4 protein-coding genes are annotated in these 2,399 nt (G+C 69.1%); 2 read left to right on the top strand and 2 right to left on the bottom strand.

Features of this window, described 5'->3' with window-relative positions; genetic code table 11:
* Window positions 1–179 precede the first annotated feature (179 nt).
* A complete protein-coding gene (locus tag VGV13_14315; protein ID HEV8642268.1) occupies window positions 180–464 on the top strand; it encodes a hypothetical protein in 285 nt (94 codons plus the stop codon).
* Window positions 465–772: 308 nt separating this feature from the next.
* Complete coding sequence (locus VGV13_14320) at window positions 773–997, top strand: hypothetical protein (GenBank protein ID HEV8642269.1); 225 nt, start codon at window positions 773–775, stop codon at window positions 995–997.
* Between the two features lie 284 nt (window positions 998–1,281).
* On the opposite strand, the gene VGV13_14325 is transcribed toward VGV13_14320, so the two are convergent.
* A complete protein-coding gene (locus tag VGV13_14325; GenBank protein HEV8642270.1) occupies window positions 1,282–1,662 on the bottom strand; it encodes a hypothetical protein in 381 nt (126 codons plus the stop codon).
* 345 nt (window positions 1,663–2,007) lie between these two features.
* Window positions 2,008–2,178 carry a hypothetical protein gene (locus tag VGV13_14330; protein ID HEV8642271.1) on the bottom strand — a complete coding sequence of 57 codons (171 nt, stop codon included), beginning with the start codon at window positions 2,176–2,178 and terminating at the stop codon, window positions 2,008–2,010.
* Window positions 2,179–2,399: the final 221 nt, after the last annotated feature.

A 2,399-nucleotide genomic window follows, 5' to 3' on the forward strand; every position in this document is an offset into this window, starting at 1 on the left:
CAGAGCAAGGGATGGGCGCCGCCGATCATCGGGCTCGTGACGGCCGTCCTCGGCGCCGCGGCGACCGGGCAGATCCACAGTATCCCGACGCTGCTCGCCTGGATCATCGGCGGGCTCGGCGCCGGCGCGTCGGCCAGCTCGTTGAGGGACTTCGCGGTCGGGAAGTAAAGGAGGAACGAATGCTCTCACTCGCGCTCGCTGGTCTGCTCCTCGCCGGATCTGGTGCGGGTCAGTCTCGGGTGGTTCCGTGCTCCGACGGTGGGGTCTTCGTCGTCAGGGCGACCGAATCGCCCGACGGCCCGATCTTCACGCTGACCTTACCGGATGGACGATTGCTCGTCCGGCTCGAGGGCGATGTGGCGACGCTGTACGCGCCGAAGCCAGAGACGCTCTCGCGGAACGAGCTGCTCGCGCGGTACCCCGGCGGGCCGTGCGAACTGGCGCGGGCGGCAGCCGGGAAGTAGAACATGTGGGGATGGCTTACCGCCATCGTGCAGGGCCTCGTCAGGGGCCTCTGGGAGCCTCTGATGGCGCGGTGGGCCGCAGAGAAAGCCGGGAGGGAGCAACAGCGGGCGGCCGACCTGGAGGTCGCCAGGAGCCAGGAGCGGGCCGTCCAGGAGGCGGTAGAGAAGGTTCGCCGGGAGCACCCGATGGTGGACGATGAGTGGCTCCGAGCAGGCGAGCCACCCTCGGGGCGCGTGAATTTACCGGCACCTCCTCCGGCGCCGCCAGCGAGCACTGATCCGGGACGGCGTGCATCATGACGGCTCGGATGGCGTTGGTCCTCGTGGTCGCCCTCGCCGGTTGCGCGCGGCCCGTCGCCATGCCGAACCTCCCGCTGTGCACCGTGACGGCGGCCAGGCCGGCGATCCCCGACCTCCTGATCACGCCTGCGTTCCGCGCCTGGCTGCAGCAGCTCGTCGATTGCTACGAGGAGAACTGCACGGCCATCGCCGCCGCTCGTGGATCGGACGTCGGGGCGTGCGCGATCAAATGATGTGGTTCTGGATCGGGATGGGGTTGTGGGCGGTACTCGCCGCCTGGGCGGTGGCGACCGCGGGCCCGCCCAAGGGCGGCGACGACGGGTGAGCGCCATCGCCATGGTCGCCCGCTGCATGGCCCGGCAGCGGCCGTCGAGCGGCGTCGGGAGCCCCGTCGTGTTCGACCTGTGCCTCTGCGGTCGGCGGCACCAGGGCACCGTGACCGCCGTGCTCCCCGGCCGCGTGAGCGTCGACTATCGGGGCAATCCGCCGTGTGGGCAGCCACCCGATCCGGCAATCGTCAGTGGACCTCCGTCGTGCCGACGAGGAGGTCGTTGAGGAAGCGGAGGTAGAGGCGGGCGACCGTCCTGTCATGCGGGCAGCCCCATAGCGCTTCTCGCTCGAGGCCGAAACAGTAGAGCCACACGACGATCTCAGTCCCGCCCACAGTCGACTCCGCCAGTTGGTCTGCCGGAACCTGCCCGAGCGACGCCATGACCTGCACCTTGGTCATGCCAAAGAGCACGTCGCGCGTCTCCAGCGCGTCCCGGAGCGCATCGTCGGTGGACGGAGAGGCGAGGTAGGCTTGGCGGAGCTGCTCGCCAAGGGCTCTGAGCTTTTCGAGATCCGCCAGCGCGTCGTCGAACTTCGCCATCCGAGCGTCCGACGCCCTCTCGATCACGCTGGAGCTGGGCCTCGTCGCGCTGGCGCTGGGCAGCATCCGATCGCGCTCTTCCCGAGCGGATGGAAGCGGTCATAGGCTCCGGCCCCGCCGAGTTCGTCCCACGCCGCGCGGTCGTGGCGTTCGATCCAGGCACTGCTACAGCCACCGCCGGCAAGAACAGCGACAGCAAGGCATCCGGTCAGGACGATCACTCGCTTCATCGTCTTCTCCTCTTCCGTCCAGCTTCCCGCGCCTCGATTGAAGTGAACCGGTGGCCGGCGCCGCTGGCTTGCGATGCGCGACCACCAGCCCGCGCGATCGCCCGGCGCTGGCCAGGTGTCATCGTCGCAAAGCCTCGTGGTTTCATCGGCGGGGCCGGGGGGCTGGGACGACCACCGGCGGATGCGGGGCCGGGCGGACGATCACCGGGCCGTGCGGCGGCGGCTTCGGCTGCGTGATCGTTGCGGCCCATACTGTGCCGGTGAGGGCCAGCGTTGCGGCCAGTGCGGCGGCGGTTCTCGTGAACTTCTTCATCGTCTCCTCCTTAGTTGGTCGACCAACCTATCTCCCGTCGAGAAAAAAGAAGCTCCTGCTCCAGTCTGCCACGCGTGAAGAGCGCGTGGTAGGCGACGTTCAGCGTCTCGAAGTAGCCAGGCACCTCGCCCCATCGGTGGTGATCCCAGACGACGATTGTCCCCTTACCGGACTCGGGCTCGTCGGGCCCGGGCCGGGATCGGCTCCCCTAGGGGGCCAAT

Source organism: Candidatus Methylomirabilota bacterium, assembly GCA_036001065.1.
Lineage (GTDB): Bacteria > Methylomirabilota > Methylomirabilia > Rokubacteriales > CSP1-6 > MNEF01.

Bases quoted from the DNA above. Each gene is read 5' to 3' on its own strand.
- VGV13_14330 (HEV8642271.1), bottom strand. From the start codon at position 2,178: ATGAAGAAGTTCACGAGAACCGCCGCCGCACTGGCCGCAACGCTGGCC.
- VGV13_14315 (HEV8642268.1), top strand. From the start codon at position 180: ATGCTCTCACTCGCGCTCGCTGGTCTGCTCCTCGCCGGATCTGGTGCG.
- VGV13_14320 (HEV8642269.1), top strand. From the start codon at position 773: ATGGCGTTGGTCCTCGTGGTCGCCCTCGCCGGTTGCGCGCGGCCCGTC.